An 18,283-nucleotide genomic window follows, 5' to 3' on the forward strand; every position below is an offset into this window, starting at 1 on the left:
TTCCGTTATTTACTCTTCAAAAGCCGGTAGACGGCATCGAGCGACTCGGATATCACTCTGGAGCCCGCGGTCACAGGCATAAAGTTGGTGTCTCCGGTCCATCGCGGCACAATATGTATATGCAGATGGCCCGCATAACCGGCGCCGGCGGTCTTACCGATATTGAGTCCGATGTTGTAGCCGTGCGGTTTTAGCTTTCTATCCAGGATGGCCTTTGTCTTATTTACAAGTCTCATCATATCGAGAAGCTCTTCGGAGGATAGAAGCTCAAGGCTCTTGACGTGCCTGTATGGCGCGACCATCACATGACCGTTATTATACGGAAAGATATTCAGGATCGAAAAGGAATGTTCCGACCTTTCAAGGATATACCTCCTTTTCGCGTCAGCCTCTTTTTTCGCGCCGCAGAAGATACATCCTGTCCGTTTTCTTAAATATATGTACTTGCTTCTCCAGGGGGCCCATAACTTATCCATTATCTGCTCTCCGCTTTCTCTTTTTCCAGCTTCGCCCTTGCGTCTTCGAAGAACGGCGCAGCGAACTCCGAAGACCAGGTCTTTTCGGCGAACGAACGCGCGCTTACGTTCTTCAGGAAATTTTTAAAGTCTTCGAAGTAACTGCCGTAAATGTGGAAACTATCGCTTATGTCTACATAGCGACCGACTCTGACATTCGCATGAAGACTCTTCGAGATCTCTTCGGCCATGATTCTCTGGAGATCGGTGAGGGCGAAGATATTCATAAAACTTGCCTTATAGGCATCCCTTGAGCGCCAGTGAGTATTCATATTGAGAAGGTATCCTTCGTTATCCTGTTTGACCAGCCTGCACCATATTCTCTGCAGGCATGGCGGGTCGTCTGTGACAGGATCGACTTTCGGGTTCCATGTTATGCCCTGCGCCCGCCTTGTGTGGGGCGCAGACGAAAGTTTTTTTATCATGTAATCTATCTGGTCCACCACCATATCCTCAACCTCAAAGGAAGCCAATCTCTGATGATATGTGTAGGTCCACTTTCCTTCCTCGGGCCTTATCCAGTGGTCATGTATACCCAGGACGACCTCCTGCCTGTACACTTCCAGGTCCTCAAGGGCGCCCGGGAATGCCCTGTGTATACGGGGCTCTCTCATGGGATCGTTCACCACGATTATCATCGTCGAGTCCTTACTCGGCGGATCGGAGGGCTTATCGTACTCGGTCTTTATCTCGAGCCCTTCTTTCCAGGTCGCTATGACGGCCTTTTCCCATGCTTCCGGAAGCGTGTCGCCCTCGACTTTTAATACCGGGATCTCTTTATTCATTGCAGCCTCACAATGGTGCCTTTGATTCCTTTTTCGTCCACTTCAAGTATTCCGTAAGTATTGGCTTTAGCAAATATGGTATCGGTCGGGCTTCCGGGATTGAAAAAGAGCATCCCATCCTTTTCAATATTTATAGCGGAATGAGAATGGCCGAATACTATAGCGTCGACATTCCTGAACTCTCCCGCAACGGTCTGGATAAGGTCCTTGGGCGCGCCATAGCCATGTATAAGGCCGATCTTGAATTTTCCTGCAGTGATGATCTCTTTATCTTTTAGCCGCCGCCTTAACGCCTGCGAATCCATGTTTCCGTATACCGCGTGAAGGTCCTTATTCAGTTTCAGGATGTTATCAAGGACCTCTTCATCAACGAAGTCTCCCGCGTGCAACACCATATCGGATTTCTTGATCTCGTCGAGTATTGTCTCCGGCAGGCTGTGCGCCGCTCTCGGGATATGGGTATCGGACAGGACGAGTATCCTCATAATACGATCATTCTTTTCTTATTATATAGAGTTAACAGGGTGTTTACCGTGCGGCTGTCCCAGATGGATATCTTGAGTTCTTTGGCCAGGAGCCTCGCGTTCTCATCTATTCCCTTAAGAGGTATTATCAACTTACTGGATATTTTGTGCTCCAGCCCTTTTACATTCCTTATAAAAGCGACTATGTCGTTTTCGTTCACATTACGCTCGTATGACTGGGCTATCCAGAAATTTCCGCGGAATGAAGCGGCAATGAACTCCTGCGAGTCGGCGAAGGATCTGACCTCCACCTTTGTAAAATGCGGCATCTTTGAATTCTTCATATTAAGCGAGACGAGTTCGTTCGAGAATAGATTAAAAAGCCCTGCGAGCCTTTCCGCCGTGGAGAGCGCGAATTCCCGCTCAAAGCCGCCTATGTAGGCTTTTATCTCTCCGCGGAAGAGGGATCTCTTATCGATCGCCCCGTCAACGAGCAGCCTCTTCTTCCTTTCGTAGACATTCTTCAGCCAGAAGTCGAACATAACGTCGCCTATCGCGTAAAAAATACCGCTTCTGGCCACAAGCCCCTGCTCCGAAAGGCGCTGCAGGGCTTCGGTCACGCCGGCCTGTGTCATATGGATGTGTCTGGCGATCTCAGAGGGCCTCTTTCTGCCATTGGCTATCGACGCCAGTATGGATATATGGAAGTCTTTGGGCTTAGCGTCTATGAGTTCGAGCATATAGTTCATCAGGTATTGATGTATGGTCCCGCTTGGATTGTAGACAAGGTCCAGTATAGCCTCTATCGTGATCTCCATGTCGATGTGGCTGGTCATCTGCTCGAGGGCGATATCTTTCATCCTGCATATCATCTTATTCAGATAGAACGGATTACCGTCGGTGAAAGCTATCAGGAACTTTCTTATAAAATTGTCGATATCGAATCCGGCCAGCCTGATGCTTATAAATTCATTGGATACCCTGGTCCCGAAATTCTCGACTTTCAGGATCTCGAAGTTTCCGAAGAGAAGAGACAATTTTTCCGATATTATTTTACGTATGGCCAGGCTTCTCGAGCTTGACACTATATACATCGTATCCTTCTGCACCATTATCACTTTGCCGAAAGCGACAAACGGATTCCTGATGCCGAGGTGTTCAAGATTGTCGAATTCATCCAATATCACTATGCACGGTATCCCGCTCTCCAGTTTAAGAGTCGAAGTAAGCTCAAGCAGGCATGAATATGCCTGTTCGTATTCTTCATTCTCAATACACAGGTTGATATGCTTTATCGCGGAATGAGTCTTCGGAAGGGCCAGAGATGCCCTCTCCATCAAGCTGTCGATATTCACGCTTACTTCTTCGCCTTTCTTTGCCAGCGCATGATAAAGCATCGTCGCGATAAATTTTCCGGCGAAGGCCCCGAAAGGCTCCTTTATGACCTCTACGTATACGGGGATAAATCCGTCTTCTTTGATAGTATGCAGGAACTGGAGGATTATGGATGATTTACCTGCGAGAGACTGGCCGGTAAGCGCGACGTTTTGCCTGTAACCGTCCTTTAGCGCCAGCGTCCTCTTGTTGAGTATCTCAAGGACTTCATCGCGTCCGAAAAATTTATCGCCCACTACCGGTTCGCTGAACATCTACACCTCTATCTTGATAAATAGAATTCGGGGTTCTGAGGTTCGCCGTTCTTTCTTATCTCAAAATGGAGCATCGGCTCCCGGGCGCGCCCGCTCGAACCCACCTTAGCTATCACGTCTCTCTGCTCGACCATATCGCCGACCTTTACCATGATGCCCGCGTTATATGAGTAAACCGTCTGGAAGCCGTCCATATGGTCGATTATGACTGTCCGGCCGAAGCCTTTCAGGTGAGAGTCGCAATAGACTACTTTGCCGCCGCGGGAAGCCGCGACGTTCATGCCTTCTGATGCCTTTATATCTATCCCTTTGTTGATATACTTATCCACTCTTGAGCCGAAAGACGCCGCGATATTTCCTCTGACGGGCCATATGAACGTTGCGCTGCGGCGGGCGCTATAATTGACCTTCTTTCCTATGGTGCCGGAAGAAGTTCCCGGTATGGTCAGGATTTTCCCAACTTCGATCGACTTGGAATCGCTGATGGAGTTTGCGTTGGCCAATTCAGCCACATCGACGCCGTATAGCTTGGAAATGGACCAGAGCGTCTCGCCCGTTCGTACCGTATGCCGCGCTGAACCCTGTGCGAATCTGGTCGATATTACGGGTTTCGGAAAAGTTCCGATGGAAGGCTCTATGTCTTCCTGATGAATTATCATCGGTGACGACGCGTATGAAGCCTCTTTACGGGGATGCGCCGTGCGCGCTTTAGTCGTGGCGCATCCGGTAAACGTTACCGCCAGTAAGCATGCGATCAACAATCTCAAGGCCATTATACGCTGTCTTTCGTTATTTTTAAAAACATACTGCTCAAATGGAGCGAGCGAGGGGAATCGAACCCCCGTAGCCAGCTTGGGAAGCTGGTATTCTACCATTGAACTACGCTCGCATCAACTCAATTTAGTACATTGCCCCGCCAACACATTTAAAACCTGGTCATTCTCCTGAAATGATCGAACCTGTCTTTGATATTTTTATTGGATATCTTCAACAGCCTGTTAACGCTGAAATCCTCTACGGCGAACGATGCCAATATGCTCCCGTATATTATGCTCTTCCTTATAGTGACCTCGTTTATAGACCTTGCGCGGCTTATGTACCCGACCATTCCGCCTGCAAATGTGTCACCCGCGCCGGTCGGATCATATATCGTCTCAAGGAGGTACGCCGGCGCTACGAAATGCGCGTTTTTGGAGAAGTAAAGGACTCCGTGTTCCCCCTTTTTTATTATAACGGCCTTCGGGCCGAATTTAATTACCGCTTGCGCAGCCTTTATCAGGTTAGATTCTCCGCTGAGCTGCCTTGCTTCGGCATCGTTCAATAAAAGAATATCGATCTTATTCAGCAGCCTCTCCAGGGACCTTCTCTTCGTACTGATCCAGTAGTTCATCGAGTCGCACGCCACCATTTTCGGCCTCTTCACCTGTCGAAGCACGTTATACTGCAGGTCGGGATCGATATTCGCAAGGAACAGGAACTCCGGCTGGCGAAGATGTTCAGGCACATGGGGATCGAAATCTTTAAAGACATTAAGATGGGTCGAGATGGTATGAGCTGTGTTAAGATCGTAATCATAACGGCCTTCCCACCTGAAAGTCTTACCTTTACTTACGGAGAGCCCGGCGATCCCTATCCCCTTATCCTTAAACAGCTTCACATACCTCTTCGGAAAATCCTCCCCCACTACGGCAACGATATCAACCGGGCTGAAAAAAGACGCCGCTATGGAAAAGAATGTCGCGGAGCCGCCCAGTATCTCCTTTCTCTTTCCGAAAGGCGTCTCAACAGAATCGAGCGCGACCGAACCTATGACCAGAATGCTCATCTATTCCTCCCGAAACATTTTTCCGCCGTCTTTATAGAACAGTATTCGCCGCACATCGTGCAGACGTCTTTAATATCAGGATGCGATGTTTTTCTATATTTATCGGGTTTCGCCTTATCTATCGCCAGCGCAAATTGTCTCTTCCAGTTCCTGTCGCGTCTGGCTTTAGAAATAGCTATGTCCCAGTCCATAGTGCCCTTAATTCCTTTTGCGATATCGCCGGCGTGGGCCGCTATCTTTGAAGCTATCACGCCTTCCTTAACGTCATCAAGGGTGGGAAGCCTTAAATGTTCCGCGGGTGTAACGTAACAGAGAAAATCGGCGCCTTTGCCCGCAGCAATGGCGCCGCCGATAGCTGCGGTTATGTGGTCATAGCCGGGAGCCACGTCGGTGACCAGCGGTCCGAGAACATAGAACGGGGCGCCGCCGCAAAATTCCTTTTCCAGCATCACGTTTGTTTCTACCTGGTTTAAGGGCACATGTCCCGGCCCTTCTATGATAACCTGAACACCTTTTTTAAAAGCTTTTTTACGCAGCTCTCCCAGCGTCATCAGTTCCATTATCTGCGGGCCGTCGGTCGCGTCCGCTATCGCGCCGGGCCTCAAGCCGTCGCCAAGCGATAGGGTTATGTCGTATCTCCTGGCTATATCGATGACTCTGTCGAAATTCGAGTAAAACGGGTTCTCTCGGCCGTTCTCGATCATCCACTGCGCGATAAATGCCCCGCCCCGGCTCACTATATCGAGTATGCGCGGATGTTTTCGAAGCGTATCGATAGTGTCCTTTGTAACGCCTGCATGTATTGTAAAAAAATCCACGCCATCCCTGGCCTGCGATTCCAGCACATCGAAGATATCTTCTACGGTGATGTCTTTCACCGCGCCGTATTTCTTAAGCCCGTTTATTATGATCTCATATATAGGGACGGTCCCCACAGGAACTTTCGATTTTGCGATGATGGCCCGCCGAGTCTCTTTTATCCGGGGGCCGGTGGAGAGGTCCATGATCGTATCCGCGCCGAGCGAGATCGCGGCATTCATCTTGACGAGCTCGCTTGAGATATTGGAGGCTCCTTTGGATGTGCCGATATTCGCGTTTATCTTCGTCTTAAGGCCCTTCCCTATGCCGCATAAAGAGCTTAATTTGTGACGTATATTTTTAGGTATTGCGATATTGCCTTTGGCTATACCCCGTCTGATAAACTCAAGGCTCACGCCTTCGTCATTCGCTACGCGGCGCATTTCGGCGGATATCTTTCCTTTTCTTGCCAATTCTAATTGTGTCACTAGATGATAGCCTCTTTTAATTTTCTGGTCGAACTTAACGTTTCTCGCGACGAGCAGACCGCTCTTATCACCGCTACCCTCTTAAATCCATTTTGAGCCAATCCGGAAATATTCTTGCAATCTATCCCGCCTATCGCGATAATCGGAATACGCAAATTACGTATTTTTTTTAATGCTTCCACACCGATCGCTCTCTTGGAAGCCTTTATAGGCGTTTTAAATACGGGCCCTACGCCTATATAATCCGCGCCTTCTTCTTTAGCGCGCTTTGCCTCGGCCAAACCGGCGGCCGTTACGCCTATCAGTTTGCCGCTACCGAGGATCTTTCTTGCTGTGCCTACCCTCAAGTCCGCCTGGCCTATGTGCACCCCATCGCTATCTACAGCCGCCGCTATGTCGACCCGGTCGTTAATTATCAAGGGAACCCCGTAACACCTGGTAAGCGCCTTCAAAGCCGACGCTGTTTCGAGAGCTTCTTCCGTAGAGGAATGTTTGCTTCTCAGCTGTAACATATCGGCTCCCGCGCGAAGGGCTTTCCTTGCCACAGCTATAAGGGCTTTCCCCTTTAAAATATCTCTATCGAGAATAACGCAGAGAAGAGAGTCTTTTAACAGCTTTTTTTTCGATAGCATATGTTTTGAACCTGAGCCGCGAGAACTTTGCCGAGAGATCGATATCCACGAGTTTAAAAAATTCCTCGAGCACCCGGATAGATTCCTTGACGCGTTCGATATTTGCCGTAAATATGTCGCGCGCCTTCCGCCTGGGAACCTCGATCTTGAAGTCAGGTATCCTGCCGCAATCGCCCGAAGGATTACGCGATTCTATCAAAACTTCCGCCATTCCCGGAGATGAATTTATTATGCCCGATATACCGTGGCGGAGAGCCTTTAACTCTTTAGTTAGAGCGGGAGAGTTCATTATAAAACGCGCGATATCCTCGCATACCCTTAAGCCTTCTCGTGAGCGGTTGAAATTCGCGTCGACTATCCGTAAGATATCTTTTTTCGCGCTCATCTATCTGCCGATTTTCTTCAGCACGGATGTGGTGGAGTAACCTTTAACGAAAGGTATCCTCACTATCTTTCCGCCGTAAGATTTTACGAAATCCGCTCCGACTATATCTTCCGCCTTCCAGTCGGCGCCTTTTACTAAAATATCCGGCCTCAGGGTTTTTATAAGTTTTTTCGGCGTCGGATCCGGAAATATTGTAATGTAATCTACAAAATAAAGAGCTGATAGGACCATAGCCCTGTCAGCCTCTTTATTTATCGGTCTGTCTTTCCCTTTTATGGCACGGACGGATGAGTCGCTGTTCAAGCCTATCACCAATGCGCCGCCCAGATTTCTCGCCCTCTCCAGATACGCTATGTGGCCCACATGGAGGATGTCAAAGCATCCGTTAGTGAACACCACCTTCTTATTTTCGGATCTCAGCCTGGAAGCTATCCTTCTCAGCGCGTCCAGAGTTTTTATCTTTTGTTTCACAAGATCAAAGCCTTATTTAAAGAGCTCGTTTTCGATCAGATCGCAAAGTATATGGATTATGGTGATGTGTGATTCCTGCACCCTGGGAGTGTCCTTAGCAGCCACGATTATAGAGATATCGCAAGCTTTGCCCAGCCTGCCGCCGTCGCCGCCGGACAAACCTATTGTGCCCATATCCAGGGATTTGGCTTCCTTGATGGCATTTAGCACGTTTTGGGAATTACCGCTCGTAGATATCCCTATCGCTACATCGCCCTTCCTGCTGAGAGCCGTTATCTGCCTGGAGAAGATAGTATCATATCCATAATCATTTCCTATAGCCGTCAGGATCGATGTATTAGCGGTCAGCGCTATGGCCGCAAGCGCGCGGCGCTCTTTCTTGAAACGTCCGACAAGCTCGGCTGCCATATGCTGGCTGTCTGCGGCGCTGCCTCCGTTTCCGAAAATGAGCACCTTCCCGCCCAGACGAAGCGACTTTATTATAGCCCTGGCGGCCTTCTCTATATTCGCTACTTCGCCCTTAAGGAGACCCTCTTTTGTCCGTATACTGTCTTTGATAGATTCTTCTATTATATTTTTCATCCAAAGAACGTCCTGGCTATATCATATAATTTCACATCAACGGTTTTGAGCGTGCCGACAGCGTCCTGAATAGGAACTCCTGTTACATCGGTACCTCTTAGACTGGCCATGTAACCGAACTTTCCGGCAAGGACCAGGTCCATCGCCGTTACGCCGAAACGCGTGGCAAGAAATCTGTCAAAAGCGCTCGGGGTCCCGCCTCTCTGAATATGGCCGAGGACCGTGGTCCTCGTCTCTATCCCGGTCCTCTTTTCTATCTCTCCTGCCAGCGTCTCTCCGATGCCGCCCAGCCTTACATGGCCGAACGAGTCGAGCTCCTGCTCTTTCAGCACTGTCTGTCCGGCTTTGAACTGCGCGCCCTCCGCCGTAACCACTATGGAAAATTCATGGCCCGCCGCTTTTCTCTTCTTTAATATCGACGAGACCTCATCAAGGTCTATCGCGATCTCAGGGATCAATACGATATTCGCTCCCGACGCGATCCCTGAATGGAGCGCCAGCCATCCCGCATGGCGGCCCATCACCTCGACTACCATTACGCGGTGGTGGCTCTCCGCGGTGGTGCGCAGCCTGTCGATGGCTTCAGTAGCGATATTTACGGCCGTATCAAAGCCGAACGTATAATCTGTCGCGTTAAGATCGTTATCGATGGTCTTAGGACATCCCACTACATTGATGCCCTTATTTTCCTTGTTAAGCTTATTGGCGACTCCGAGGGTATCCTCGCCGCCTATAGCGATAAGAGCGTCGAGCCTGAGCGCCTTATAATTATCAATAACATTCTTAACGTCATCCGGTTTCTTATAAGGATTAGTCCTGGACGTGCCTAGAATGGTCCCGCCTCTATACAATATCTCGGAAACGGAATTAAGGTCGAGATCTACCGTATCGATCCGGACAAGGCCTTTCCATCCGTTCTTGATACCGACTACTTTTATATTGTTCTGGGATGCTTTTACGACAACCGCCCTTATCACAGCGTTCAAGCCGGGGCAATCTCCGCCACCTGTTAATACGCCAACCATCTTCATCTCTTCCTCCTTGACAATTTTATTAATACTCTATGTTGCCTCTGAACTGCGGGGCTTGAAGCTTATCGTCTTTTTTAAAGCTCTTTGCCGTCTCTTCCTTGTGGGCGATCTTGACCACATGGACCTTGATAGTGATAGGCTCTTCCACACCCAGCATATCCTGCACCCTCGCCTTTACCAGATTCTGTATCTTCTCGGTGGTCTCCGGTATGCTGATGTCCGAAAAGAGCGTAACTCTGTTTATTATCGTTATACCCTTCTTGGTAGCCCTTACGTTCGGCCTCAATTCTTTGACCTCGGGCAGCTGCTTCAGGGCTCTCTTTATAAAATCCTCTATCGCGCTCAGGCTTATGGTCACCTGCCCGTCGGGGTTTTCAAAGGCTATAGTCTTTTCCCTGGTCAGTTTTCCCATAGCTATCTGCATGACCAGTATGCTTATGAAGATCAGGAGCGCCCCGGTGATACCTAGGCAAAGACGCGCGTTCGGGGTGGTATAGATCGTGTTTAACGTGGTCACTATCGATTCCTGCGTGACCAGGTTCATGGCTATTACTATAAAGAACCCCCCGACCAGTAAAAATACAAATGTGTAGAAGAATAAGGTCAATCCGCCAAGAAATCTCATATTGAGCTTCCCCTCCTCTTTTCTTTATCCTGCGAAGAAGGCGTATGCACACCATCGACAACAACATCCACCTCCGACATGATGAGCCCTGTCATCCTCTCCACGGCATGCTTAACGCTGTTCTGAACTTCATCCGCGACCCTCGGTATATCCACGCCATATTCGACCACTATCGAAACGATAAGTTTTATCTCGCTTTCTTTCAAGCTTATCTTCACACCGCCGGATGTGTCTCCCCGAAAAAATACCTGATGCAGCGCTTTCTTTATCCCGCCGCCCATCTTATGGACTCCTTTGACCTCCATCGCGGCGATGGACGCTATAGTCGTAATGGCTTCGTTATTTATCCTTACCACGCCAAGATCCGTAGCCCTATCCCTGTGCGTTATGCCGTTCGTCATTACTTTAGCCTTTCAGTGGAGCCCCCTCGGACTAACGTCCGGGGCTCCCTCCTCTTTTAAGAATCAATCCCGTTCGGCCCCGGGCTAAAGCCTGGGGATTTCCAAGCGGGGGATTAAACCTGCGTCTTATCGAAAAGTTTTTCAACAAAATCCGTAGAGAATTTACCTTTCAGGAACGCGGGGTTATTCATTACCTTTTTATGAAAAGATATGGTCGTCTTTATCGGCTCTATAGTGAATTCATCCAGGGCCCTCTTACATATACTGACGGCCTCTTGCCTGTTTTTGCCATGGACTATGAGCTTGCCTATCATAGAATCGTAATAGGGAGATATCGTGTAACCCTGGTACGCGTGCGTGTCCACCCTGACGCCCCGTCCTCCGGGTACGTTGAAGGTGTCTATCTTCCCGGGGCACGGCATAAAGTCATTATCAGGGTCCTCCGCGTTTATACGGCATTCTATGGCATGACCGTCAAACTTTATATCTTCCTGTTTATATGCGAGCCTCTCGCCGGCGGCTATCTTCAGCTGTTCCTTCACAATATCTATGCCTGTGACCGCTTCGGTTACAGGATGCTCGACCTGGATTCTGGTGTTCATCTCCATGAAGTAGAAAGAATTGTCCTCGTCCAGAAGGAATTCTATCGTCCCCGCGCTCACATATCCGATCGACCTGGCGCATTTTATCGCCGCCTCGCCCATCTTCTTGCGCAGTTTCTCGCTTAAAATAGGGGACGGAGATTCCTCGATCAGCTTCTGGTGCCTCCTCTGGATAGTGCAATCTCTTTCCCCCAGATGAATTATATGTCCGTGCGCGTCACCGAGCATCTGGACCTCGATATGCCGCGGGCGCTCAATGAACTTTTCAATATAGACATCCGGATTACCGAACGCAGCCTCGGCTTCCCTCTGAGCCGTAAGAAAAGCGCTGATGAGCCTGACATCGTTGTGGCATATGCGCATTCCTTTTCCGCCGCCGCCCGCCGACGCTTTAATTATGACGGGGTATTTCATCTCTTTGGCGATCCTTATAGCTTCTTCTTTGGTCTTGACGCACGCTTTGGACCCCGGTATGGTCGGCACGCCCGCCTTCTTCGCCGAATCTTTGGCGGCCATCTTATCTCCCATCCGCCTCATATTCTCCGGTGTTGGCCCTATAAACTTTATCTTGCACGATTCGCATATCTCGGCAAAATGGGCGTCCTCCGCTAGAAAACCATAACCGGGATGTATGGCCTCGACGTCTGTTATCTCCGCCGCGCTGATAATGCCGGGTATATTCAAATAACTATTGGCGCTTGCCGCGGACCCGATGCATATAGCCTCATCCGCATATTTCACATGCAGGCTGTTTATATCAGGCTGCGAGTATACGGCGACTGTGCTTATGCCGAGTTCCTTCGCGGCCCTTATTATCCTTAAAGCCACCTCGCCTCTATTCGCTATCAATATTTTAGAGAACATGCTGCTCCTATACCGGTTCTATTACGAACAGGACCTGGCCGAATTCGACAGGTTCAGCGTTATCGACCTGTATGTCAACTATCTTGCCTTTAACTTCGGATTTTATCTCGTTCATCAGCTTCATGGCCTCAATTATACATATCACCTGTCCGGGAGATACGGTATCTCCCATATTAACATACGGCGGAGATTCAGGGGATGCCGCGCGGTAAAATGTTCCTACCATAGGAGATTTGATGTCCAGGGTATTCTTCTTCTCTTCCGCCTTGCCGGTCTCTGCGGCAGATTTTTCGCTCTGAACGGTGTTTTGAGGAACGGCAGGGACAAACTCGACAGCCCTCTCTATCCCGCCCGAACCCTTCCTTAGCTTGATCCGCACGCCTTCCTTCTCGATCTCAAGCTCGGTCAGGTTATTTTCATTCATCAGGTTGATCATGTCTTTTATTTCTTTAATATACATATCTTTCTCCTGTTTGAGCCCATCCCTAATTAAAAAACAGGCTACCTTGTAAGAACTTCACATCCTTTATTCGTCACAAGAACCATATCCTCTATCCTGACCCCTCCAAACCCCGGTATATATATTGCCGGCTCGACCGTGAATACCATTCCCGGGGCAATCAAGCCTTCGCCGATGCTTGAGATGGTGGGCTTTTCATGAACGCTCAAGCCTATGCCATGTCCGAGCGAGTGCCCGAAGTATTTGCCGAATCCTTCGCCTTTTATATGATCGCGTCCCGCGGCGTCTATATCACGTATTTTGACGCCGGGGCGTATCATTTCGATAGCCTTATCCTGAGCTGTCTTCACGATAGCATACATCTTTTTAAATTTGTCTTTAACACGGCCAAGGGTGATCATCCTGGTAAGGTCCGAGCAGTAGCCGTTAAGTTTAGCGCCGATATCGACCATGACAAAACTGTTATTTTTTATGCTTACGCAGTCAGGTACCGCATGAGGTTTTGACGCGTTCTCACCTGAAGCTATTATGGGCTCAAAAGCCGATCTGGCGCCCTCATTTATAAATGTCGATTCCACTATCACGGCAAGCGCTTTCTCCGATATGCCCGGCTTTACCCGGTCAGCTACAACATCGAAAACTTTTTTGTTAAGAGAGACCGATTCTCTTATCAAGGCTATCTCGTCGGAATCTTTTATTGATCTTATGCTCTCGACCATATCTTTACAAGGAGCAAGCTTCGCGTTTTTTATAAGTTTATACAGCCTTACAGCCACACCATACGGAAGATCCATAGCTTCGAAGCCGATCTTTTTCAAGCGATGCTTCTTAACGATATCCGATACCGTATCGTAGGTGGATATCTCCACCAATTTTACCTGAAACCCGTCTAACGTCTTTTCAGCCTCTTCGATATAGCGGGAATCCGTTATGAAGAAATTCTTATCTGGCGTTATCAGAACCATGGAATCGTGCCCGGGAAATCCGCTCATATAAGTAACGTTGGCCTGGTTTGTTATAAGTATTGAGTCAAGAGCGTTTACTTTCAGTCCATTTTTTAAAAGAGCAAGCCTTCTTTGGTAATTTAATTTCGTTATCACTTATCCAAAAGTCCTATAGCAGCTTCTAGACCAAGGATATAGCTCATCTTGCCGAAACCGGATATCTGGCCGTCGGCCACCGGAGCTATCAACGATATGTGACGGAATTCCTCTCTTTTATATATATTCGAAAGATGAACTTCGACGGTGGGCAGCTTTACGGCGCTTATAGCGTCCCTTATGGCGACGCTGGTATGTGTATATGCGGCCGGGTTTATAAGGATGGCGTCGAACTTTCCACCGGCTGAGCCTATCGCTTCCACGATCTCGCCCTCATGATTCGACTGCACTATATCGAGGCTCACCTTCATGGCCTTCGCCGTCTTTTCCAGTTCGGCGTTTATCTCATCTATGGTCACGCTGCCGTATACATCGACTTCGCGCTTACCCAGCAAATTCAAATTCGGGCCGTGAATCACAAGTATCTTCTTCATCGCTTGCCACCTTCTTTCGCTCCGGATGGAAGTTCGGCCTCATCTATCAGCATTATAGGTATATCGTCTTTGACCGGATAGCGCCGCCCGCACTTTACGCAAACTATCCTTTCGCCTTCGAGTCTTACATCCGCTTTGCATGCCGGACATGCCAAAATATCCAGGAGCTCTTTATCGATCATAAGTTCTCCCCCTCCTTCTTGATCTCCTTAAGTTTCATCTTAAATTGAGGACTTAAGGCGTAGATGACCCCGCCTATGACGCTTGTTATTAAGAGCAGCATTATCATGAGAATGCCTATCGCCAGAGCATTCTCCTTGCCTGTCAGGGGCCCGAATAATACGACCATGGACCCCTCCCGCACTCCGAGGCCATTTATTGACGGCAAGAGACTCATCATACTAACTATCGGCATCTTCAGCAAAAGGTCGATTGCGGGGATCTTTGACCCTATGCTTACGGCGAGGATGCCGTAACAGACAAAATAGAAGAGCTGGCTGACCACCGATATGCAGAGCGTGGCTATCATTAAACTTATTCGATGGCGATATTTATTAGTCGACTCATAGAGATTTCTCAATTGCGCTTCTATGGGTTTTACCAGAACGATTAATTTGGAAAATTTCCTCGCGAACTTTTTATTGGCAAGAAAGATTATCCCTATGATGGAGATAGCGGTTATAGCGTAGATAGTGATGGCTACGCCTCTATCCACTATGTTGGCCCCTGCCAGTATCAATGCGGCGAAAGCCATAAATATCATTGTGACCAGCCCTACCGCTCTATCGACAAATACCGATGTATATGAGCCGGCAGTATCCCGGCTATGTTTTGAAAGGTAGTGGGCTTTTACTACATCTCCTCCGATGGATGTCGGAAGGAAGTTATTGAAAAAGTAGCCTATTAAGGTGAGTGACAAGGCCTCCCGGAACCTCAAGCTTATGTCCTGGGCCTCGATTATGAGCTTCAGCCTGAAACTGGCTATTATAGAGGCGAGCATAAACGCCGCGAACGCCAAGGCGAAGATATACATATTGGTATTCTTCAGCGCCTCCACTATATCGCCATACTTACCCCTCATAATATAAAGTAATATTATTATGAGCAATAAGCTGACGGCTGTTCTTAAGAAAGGGCCTATCTTCTTTTTCATGGGTAGATAGTTTAACACAAAGGTCTTGGGAGGTAAAGCAATTTATAGCGGATTATTGTGCTCGAGGCCGGAGATATGCTGCTCGAGTTTCGTGATCGCGCCGTGGGCTTCATTATTGTGTTTCGAGTGTGCGTTCTCTATGTGGGTTATTATTATATTGTAGATGGCCTTAAAGCGTTCGTAATCATTACGCAGCGCGGTAACCTTGGATAATATCTCCTTGGCGCTCTCTTCTATCTTCAATGCTTTCATTCCCTGCAATATAGTCATAAGGTAAGGGTATATTGTCTGCGGAGACGTGGGATAGACCTTCTTCTTAAGGGCATAATCAATCAGGATATTATCTTCCCCGAACTGTTTATTCTTTACGAAGGCCTCGTAATAAACGCCTTCCGAAGCTATATACATCAGCGCAAAATCTGTCGTCCTTTCGCCCGGCAGTATATATTTTGCCGTCTCGTCTATCCTCTTTTTAACCGCGCTTGAGAAAGCTTTCCAGTGGGCTCGTTTCTGCGCTTCATCGTGCGCGGACAGCATCTTATTGAAATCTTCCAGCGAAAGTTTCGAATCGATGGGCACGATATATTCTTTGAATTTAATTGCAAAATCGACCGTTCCCGAACTCAGGCGCAGTTGAGTCTCAAACATATCGGCCGGCAATACATCATGAAGCGCTTTCTCCAGAAGCCTTTCGCCTATCGCCCCGGCGCCCTTCGGCATTATAAACATATTGCGGAGGCCCGTCACCTCGTTCATCACGTCGTTGATCTGCTGGGCTTTTTGATTAAGGCTTCCGATGCGCTCATTAAGGCTTTCAATAGTGTTGGAGGCCTGCTTACGCATTTCGTCCGAAACCGGCAGTTTTTCGGACAGGTACCGCACATCAACGGAGATGTCTCTTATCCGGATTATCAGATAAAATATCGCGAAAGCCAATACCCCAAGCGCAATGAAGAGCAGCGCATTTAAAAGCATCTTGCTATTTACCCGCTTTCTGGACGAACCTCATCCGAAGATCATACAGTACAGCCTCTAGAGAATCCGCCTCTTCTTTAGCCAGATTATTCTTTGTCTTATCCTTTAACATCGTAAGGGTTTCAATGATAAATTTCGCGTGGAGGGCGTTTAACTCTTTCTTTTTAGTGACAGGATGCTCTAGGTCGCCGAGGGCTATCAGCGCTTCCATGAGAAGCCCGGAAATAAATAGTCCAAATGTCACTTCGGGCATCTCCGGGGTCTTCGAGGCTTTTTCCTCGGAAGGCGCAGCCCTATCTTTCGAAACGGCTTCTTTCCATGACTCATCTACTTTCTTCTTCAGCTCTTCCTTCTTCTCTTCACCCATTTTTATACCCTCAGGTCTCTCTTTATCTGTTCTATTCCCGCTTCCGCGGCCTCAGCACCTTTTGCTATTATCTCGCGTGACTTGTCGAACGCTGCCTGGTCTATATCCGTAAGATAAACTTTTATTACAGAGTCCGCATCGCGGGATTGATACTGGTTCAACTCTTCACCCATTATCTGGAATGACTGGACTATCATCTGGAATATATTATCGATCTTGCCCCTCCTTACGCAGAAGCCCACATCCACCGCTATCACATAATCAGCGCCCAGATCCCTGGCGATCTTGGTCGGCACGCTATGTTTAATACCGCCGTCCGAAAGAAGCCTTCCGTCAATTCTCACAGGATTGAATATGCCGGGCCATGAACAGCTGGCGCGCACGACCTTTATCAGATTGCCTTTCTGGAAGACCACCTCTTCTCCCGTCTCGATATCGTTAGTCACCACCGCAAGCGGTATCTTACAGTCTTCGAATTGCTTACTGTCTATCAGGTGCTTGATCGTGGCCTCCAGTTTCACGCCTGCAAGAAGCCCCATCGAAGGCATTGTGGGGTCAAGTATTTTTTTCATCGTAAACTTGTATGCGCGTTCTTCCATCTGGGATATGGGGACACCTACAGAGTAAGCGGCTCCGATCATGGCCCCCATGCTGGTGCCGACAATACTATCGATCGGTATTTTCTCCCTTTCGAGTATCTTCAGGACTCCTATGTGCGCTAAACCTCTCGCGGATCCTCCTCCCAAAACGAGCGCCACCTTTCTCCGCTTTTTATTATTAAGAAAATCGAACATGTAGCCTTCTCCTAGTTTATTCAGCCGTATTGCAGGCTAAGTGCCGATATCCCTGATATCGGCCTAACTTATTATTATTCCGGCATAGCCGACCACGGACAGATAATCCCCCGATGTATCGCCGCTGGTCTGATACTTTACCAGCTTTGCATGTTTTGCGCCAAGCTCCTTCGCCGCTGTTATCATAATGGCCGCAGGCGCGTAGCCGCACATAGTTATGTCGAGCTCCAATACCTTTTTAACAAGCTTTGTTTCGTCCAGCTCCAGCATAGCATCGATCGCGATCGAATCTTTCTTTTTAACGCTTTCATGCGATTCATAATGAGTCATGTCGCTCGACGCTATTATCGTGACCTCTTTTTCAAGTTTCATGGTTTTGATGGCGCCGGCTATCGCTTCCCCGATTTTTTTATATATACTCATGTCCGCGTACGATACCACGATTGGCACGATCTTAAAATCTTTTTGCAGGACCTGTAAAAACGGGAGCTGCACTTCTATGGAATGCTCATGCTGATGCGACAGGCTGTCGTTCTTTATGTATGCGCAGTTTTCCATTATCGCGCCCGCAAGAACCCTGTCTATCCCGATATTGCCCAGAGGTGTTTTCCAGGAATCGTTCTTATCCAGCCCAAAGGCCTCGCCTAAACCCGTATGATTCGGCCCTAGTATTACGTATCTTTTCTTCGGTTTCATAGCCGAGAATACGCTTCCCGCCACAGAACCGGAATATATATACCCCGCATGCGGTGAAATGGCGCCAATGGCGTCTTCTTTCTTCGCGTTCGGATCGACCAGTTCACAGACCGCGCGCCTTAATGCCTCTCTGGATCCAGGATAGAACTGACCCGCGACAACCGTTTCTCTGACCATATTTTTGCCC

Annotated in this window: 24 protein-coding genes and 1 tRNA gene; all 25 read right to left on the reverse strand. The window is 48.5% G+C overall.

Annotated features, from left to right (window positions below; translation table 11 throughout):
* Nucleotides 1–5 precede the first annotated feature (5 nt).
* A complete protein-coding gene (locus NTY76_03805) occupies nt 6–476 on the reverse strand; it encodes an HIT domain-containing protein (protein ID MCX5678215.1) in 471 nt (156 codons plus the stop codon).
* The gene (locus NTY76_03810; GenBank protein ID MCX5678216.1) at nt 476–1,300 is read right to left on the reverse strand and encodes a thymidylate synthase; all 825 of its coding nucleotides are present in this window, start codon (nt 1,298–1,300) and stop codon (nt 476–478) included. Before NTY76_03810 ends, NTY76_03805 begins: the two co-directional genes overlap by 1 nt.
* On the reverse strand, nt 1,297–1,785 hold the full coding sequence (locus tag NTY76_03815) for a metallophosphoesterase family protein (protein ID MCX5678217.1): 489 nt from the start codon (nt 1,783–1,785) through the stop codon (nt 1,297–1,299). Before NTY76_03815 ends, NTY76_03810 begins: the two co-directional genes overlap by 4 nt.
* Nucleotides 1,782–3,413, reverse strand: coding sequence for a MarR family transcriptional regulator (locus NTY76_03820; GenBank protein MCX5678218.1), 1,632 nt, complete (start codon nt 3,411–3,413; stop codon nt 1,782–1,784). The genes NTY76_03815 and NTY76_03820 overlap by 4 nt, the downstream gene beginning before the upstream one ends.
* A gap of 8 nt (nt 3,414–3,421) precedes the next feature.
* Complete coding sequence (locus tag NTY76_03825; protein MCX5678219.1) at nt 3,422–4,186, reverse strand: LysM peptidoglycan-binding domain-containing M23 family metallopeptidase; 765 nt, start codon at nt 4,184–4,186, stop codon at nt 3,422–3,424.
* A 42-nt stretch (nt 4,187–4,228) separates the two neighbouring features.
* Nucleotides 4,229–4,302 (reverse strand) — tRNA-Gly (locus NTY76_03830).
* Between the two features lie 36 nt (nt 4,303–4,338).
* Nucleotides 4,339–5,238 (reverse strand): PfkB family carbohydrate kinase, encoded by a 900-nt coding sequence (locus NTY76_03835; GenBank protein ID MCX5678220.1) that lies wholly within the window; start codon nt 5,236–5,238, stop codon nt 4,339–4,341.
* Nucleotides 5,235–6,524 carry a phosphomethylpyrimidine synthase ThiC gene (gene thiC / locus NTY76_03840; GenBank protein ID MCX5678221.1) on the reverse strand — a complete coding sequence of 430 codons (1,290 nt, stop codon included), beginning with the start codon at nt 6,522–6,524 and terminating at the stop codon, nt 5,235–5,237. The genes NTY76_03835 and thiC overlap by 4 nt, the downstream gene beginning before the upstream one ends.
* A complete protein-coding gene (gene thiE / locus NTY76_03845; GenBank protein ID MCX5678222.1) occupies nt 6,524–7,156 on the reverse strand; it encodes a thiamine phosphate synthase in 633 nt (210 codons plus the stop codon). Before thiE ends, thiC begins: the two co-directional genes overlap by 1 nt.
* Nucleotides 7,101–7,541: a thiamine-phosphate pyrophosphorylase gene (locus NTY76_03850; protein MCX5678223.1), complete on the reverse strand. Its 441-nt coding sequence runs from the start codon at nt 7,539–7,541 to the stop codon at nt 7,101–7,103. The genes thiE and NTY76_03850 overlap by 56 nt, the downstream gene beginning before the upstream one ends.
* On the reverse strand, nt 7,542–8,012 hold the full coding sequence (gene rfaE2 / locus NTY76_03855; GenBank protein ID MCX5678224.1) for a D-glycero-beta-D-manno-heptose 1-phosphate adenylyltransferase: 471 nt from the start codon (nt 8,010–8,012) through the stop codon (nt 7,542–7,544).
* A 12-nt stretch (nt 8,013–8,024) separates the two neighbouring features.
* On the reverse strand, nt 8,025–8,594 hold the full coding sequence (gene gmhA / locus NTY76_03860; GenBank protein MCX5678225.1) for a D-sedoheptulose 7-phosphate isomerase: 570 nt from the start codon (nt 8,592–8,594) through the stop codon (nt 8,025–8,027).
* Nucleotides 8,591–9,625, reverse strand: coding sequence for a 6-phosphofructokinase (locus tag NTY76_03865; GenBank protein MCX5678226.1), 1,035 nt, complete (start codon nt 9,623–9,625; stop codon nt 8,591–8,593). Before NTY76_03865 ends, gmhA begins: the two co-directional genes overlap by 4 nt.
* Before the next feature lie 22 nt (nt 9,626–9,647).
* On the reverse strand, nt 9,648–10,250 hold the full coding sequence (gene amaP / locus NTY76_03870; GenBank protein MCX5678227.1) for an alkaline shock response membrane anchor protein AmaP: 603 nt from the start codon (nt 10,248–10,250) through the stop codon (nt 9,648–9,650).
* A complete protein-coding gene (locus tag NTY76_03875; GenBank protein ID MCX5678228.1) occupies nt 10,247–10,651 on the reverse strand; it encodes an Asp23/Gls24 family envelope stress response protein in 405 nt (134 codons plus the stop codon). Before NTY76_03875 ends, amaP begins: the two co-directional genes overlap by 4 nt.
* Before the next feature lie 113 nt (nt 10,652–10,764).
* Nucleotides 10,765–12,117, reverse strand: coding sequence for an acetyl-CoA carboxylase biotin carboxylase subunit (gene accC, locus NTY76_03880; GenBank protein ID MCX5678229.1), 1,353 nt, complete (start codon nt 12,115–12,117; stop codon nt 10,765–10,767).
* A gap of 7 nt (nt 12,118–12,124) precedes the next feature.
* Nucleotides 12,125–12,577, reverse strand: a complete 453-nt coding sequence (gene accB / locus NTY76_03885; GenBank protein MCX5678230.1) for an acetyl-CoA carboxylase biotin carboxyl carrier protein — start codon at nt 12,575–12,577, stop codon at nt 12,125–12,127.
* Between the two features lie 41 nt (nt 12,578–12,618).
* Complete coding sequence (locus tag NTY76_03890) at nt 12,619–13,677, reverse strand: Xaa-Pro peptidase family protein (GenBank protein ID MCX5678231.1); 1,059 nt, start codon at nt 13,675–13,677, stop codon at nt 12,619–12,621.
* Entirely contained in the window at nt 13,674–14,111 is a 438-nt protein-coding gene (gene aroQ / locus NTY76_03895; protein ID MCX5678232.1) for a type II 3-dehydroquinate dehydratase, read from the reverse strand. Before aroQ ends, NTY76_03890 begins: the two co-directional genes overlap by 4 nt.
* On the reverse strand, nt 14,108–14,293 hold the full coding sequence (locus tag NTY76_03900; GenBank protein MCX5678233.1) for a Trm112 family protein: 186 nt from the start codon (nt 14,291–14,293) through the stop codon (nt 14,108–14,110). Before NTY76_03900 ends, aroQ begins: the two co-directional genes overlap by 4 nt.
* Nucleotides 14,290–15,264: a lysylphosphatidylglycerol synthase transmembrane domain-containing protein gene (locus NTY76_03905; GenBank protein MCX5678234.1), complete on the reverse strand. Its 975-nt coding sequence runs from the start codon at nt 15,262–15,264 to the stop codon at nt 14,290–14,292. The genes NTY76_03900 and NTY76_03905 overlap by 4 nt, the downstream gene beginning before the upstream one ends.
* Nucleotides 15,265–15,306: 42 nt before the next feature.
* A complete protein-coding gene (locus tag NTY76_03910; GenBank protein MCX5678235.1) occupies nt 15,307–16,239 on the reverse strand; it encodes a DNA recombination protein RmuC in 933 nt (310 codons plus the stop codon).
* A 4-nt stretch (nt 16,240–16,243) separates the two neighbouring features.
* Nucleotides 16,244–16,606 (reverse strand): DUF1844 domain-containing protein, encoded by a 363-nt coding sequence (locus NTY76_03915; GenBank protein MCX5678236.1) that lies wholly within the window; start codon nt 16,604–16,606, stop codon nt 16,244–16,246.
* A gap of 2 nt (nt 16,607–16,608) precedes the next feature.
* On the reverse strand, nt 16,609–17,400 hold the full coding sequence (locus tag NTY76_03920) for a patatin-like phospholipase family protein (protein MCX5678237.1): 792 nt from the start codon (nt 17,398–17,400) through the stop codon (nt 16,609–16,611).
* 63 nt (nt 17,401–17,463) lie between these two features.
* Nucleotides 17,464–18,273 carry an AmmeMemoRadiSam system protein B gene (gene amrB, locus NTY76_03925; GenBank protein ID MCX5678238.1) on the reverse strand — a complete coding sequence of 270 codons (810 nt, stop codon included), beginning with the start codon at nt 18,271–18,273 and terminating at the stop codon, nt 17,464–17,466.
* Nucleotides 18,274–18,283 lie beyond the last annotated feature (10 nt).

This window comes from Candidatus Omnitrophota bacterium, from assembly GCA_026387175.1.
GTDB lineage: Bacteria > Omnitrophota > Gorgyraeia > 2-01-FULL-45-10 > 2-01-FULL-45-10 > CAIMPC01.

Bases quoted from the DNA above. Each gene is read 5' to 3' on its own strand.
- NTY76_03805 (MCX5678215.1), bottom strand. From the start codon at position 476: ATGGATAAGTTATGGGCCCCCTGGAGAAGCAAGTACATATATTTAAGA.
- NTY76_03810 (MCX5678216.1), bottom strand. From the start codon at position 1,300: ATGAATAAAGAGATCCCGGTATTAAAAGTCGAGGGCGACACGCTTCCG.
- NTY76_03815 (MCX5678217.1), bottom strand. From the start codon at position 1,785: ATGAGGATACTCGTCCTGTCCGATACCCATATCCCGAGAGCGGCGCAC.
- NTY76_03820 (MCX5678218.1), bottom strand. From the start codon at position 3,413: ATGTTCAGCGAACCGGTAGTGGGCGATAAATTTTTCGGACGCGATGAA.
- NTY76_03825 (MCX5678219.1), bottom strand. From the start codon at position 4,186: ATGGCCTTGAGATTGTTGATCGCATGCTTACTGGCGGTAACGTTTACC.
- NTY76_03835 (MCX5678220.1), bottom strand. From the start codon at position 5,238: ATGAGCATTCTGGTCATAGGTTCGGTCGCGCTCGATTCTGTTGAGACG.
- thiE (MCX5678222.1), bottom strand. From the start codon at position 7,156: ATGCTATCGAAAAAAAAGCTGTTAAAAGACTCTCTTCTCTGCGTTATT.
- NTY76_03850 (MCX5678223.1), bottom strand. From the start codon at position 7,541: ATGAGCGCGAAAAAAGATATCTTACGGATAGTCGACGCGAATTTCAAC.
- gmhA (MCX5678225.1), bottom strand. From the start codon at position 8,594: ATGAAAAATATAATAGAAGAATCTATCAAAGACAGTATACGGACAAAA.
- NTY76_03865 (MCX5678226.1), bottom strand. From the start codon at position 9,625: ATGAAGATGGTTGGCGTATTAACAGGTGGCGGAGATTGCCCCGGCTTG.
- amaP (MCX5678227.1), bottom strand. From the start codon at position 10,250: ATGAGATTTCTTGGCGGATTGACCTTATTCTTCTACACATTTGTATTT.
- NTY76_03875 (MCX5678228.1), bottom strand. From the start codon at position 10,651: ATGACGAACGGCATAACGCACAGGGATAGGGCTACGGATCTTGGCGTG.
- accC (MCX5678229.1), bottom strand. From the start codon at position 12,117: ATGTTCTCTAAAATATTGATAGCGAATAGAGGCGAGGTGGCTTTAAGG.
- accB (MCX5678230.1), bottom strand. From the start codon at position 12,577: ATGTATATTAAAGAAATAAAAGACATGATCAACCTGATGAATGAAAAT.
- aroQ (MCX5678232.1), bottom strand. From the start codon at position 14,111: ATGAAGAAGATACTTGTGATTCACGGCCCGAATTTGAATTTGCTGGGT.
- NTY76_03900 (MCX5678233.1), bottom strand. From the start codon at position 14,293: ATGATCGATAAAGAGCTCCTGGATATTTTGGCATGTCCGGCATGCAAA.
- NTY76_03905 (MCX5678234.1), bottom strand. From the start codon at position 15,264: ATGAAAAAGAAGATAGGCCCTTTCTTAAGAACAGCCGTCAGCTTATTG.
- NTY76_03910 (MCX5678235.1), bottom strand. From the start codon at position 16,239: ATGCTTTTAAATGCGCTGCTCTTCATTGCGCTTGGGGTATTGGCTTTC.
- NTY76_03915 (MCX5678236.1), bottom strand. From the start codon at position 16,606: ATGGGTGAAGAGAAGAAGGAAGAGCTGAAGAAGAAAGTAGATGAGTCA.
- NTY76_03920 (MCX5678237.1), bottom strand. From the start codon at position 17,400: ATGTTCGATTTTCTTAATAATAAAAAGCGGAGAAAGGTGGCGCTCGTT.
- amrB (MCX5678238.1), bottom strand. From the start codon at position 18,273: ATGGTCAGAGAAACGGTTGTCGCGGGTCAGTTCTATCCTGGATCCAGA.